The organism is Streptomyces tricolor (assembly GCF_002155905.1).
Classification (GTDB): domain Bacteria; phylum Actinomycetota; class Actinomycetes; order Streptomycetales; family Streptomycetaceae; genus Streptomyces; species Streptomyces tricolor.
Window position 1 is genome coordinate 1 of the sequence record NZ_MUMF01000134.1, and the last position, 1,085, is coordinate 1,085.

Annotated in this window: 2 pseudogenes; both read left to right on the forward strand. The window is 73.3% G+C overall.

The features are described 5' to 3' along the window. Positions 1-260: pseudogene (locus tag CCN44_RS10960) on the forward strand (FUSC family protein); the annotation flags it as partial. 89 nt (positions 261-349) lie between these two features. Further along, a pseudogene (locus tag CCN44_RS10965) lies at positions 350-1,085 on the forward strand (hypothetical protein); the annotation flags it as partial.

Here is a 1,085-nt window from a genome sequence, read left to right on the forward strand (position 1 = left end):
GGTGGCCGCTGGTGGTCGCCGTGGAACGCATCGTGGACGCCACGACGGCGGCCCGTGTCCGCGTCCGGCACGGGGCTGCGCCCCCGTCCGGCGGGGAGATCGCGCAGGTGGCCCTGCAACTCCGGGAACTGTCCGAGGGGGTGCGCAGCGCGGAGACCCTGACAGCCGTCCGCACCGACCTCACCGGCCCCGCGGGCAGCGTCCTGGAGCCCCTCCGCCAGGAGGTGGCCGCGGCTCGGGCCATCACATCCCCGCACTGACACGGTCCGGCCACATGGGGCCGCTAACCTTACGTGTCCGTCCTGGCCAGCGATTGACGGGTTACAACCTCACGCGAAGGGTTGCGCACATGGGCATTCTCACTCTCCTGCGAAACGCATTCGGCCGCTCACGCAAACCCCGAGCCACCGAGCCGGAGGGTACGCCCGACACCCCCGCACAGCCCTCCACCGACCAGTCCCCCTCCTCCCCCGAGGAACACGAACTGGTGACAGCGGCCTTCACCAACGTCCAGATCCCCCACCAGTCCCCGGGGACCCCTGCTCCGACCAGGGCCGAGGCCGAGGCTGAGCCTCCGCAGAAGCCTGAGGAGAAGCCCGAGGCGAAAACCCCGACCGCGGCCGAGGACAAGGCTGAGGAGAAGCCCGAGGAGCCGGCCCCGGCAGAGGGCACGCCGAAGGCGGAGGCCACGGAAACGGAAGAGGCCGAGGCTAAGGTCCCTGAGACCGCGACCACGGCGGACACCGAGGAAGCCGCGGCTCCGGCGGAGGCAGCAGACCCGGCAGAAGACGACGCCAGGCCCCAGCCCGAGCAGAGCGCGCCGACGGAGGACAAGGCCGCTGACGAGCGCAGCCAGACCGCGACGACGGAGCCGGTGACGCCGGAAGCGGCCGAGGCGACTGCGGCCCCGGCGCCGGAGGCGGAGGCGGAGCCGTCGACCGCCCCTGCTCCCGCAGCGGAAACGGACCCGAAGCCCGACGAGCCGACCGCGATCACGGCCGAGCCCACCACGCCCACCGGCGAACCGACCGCCACCACCAGCGAGCCGACTGCCGCCACCACCGGCCCGCAGGCCGCCGACGGCG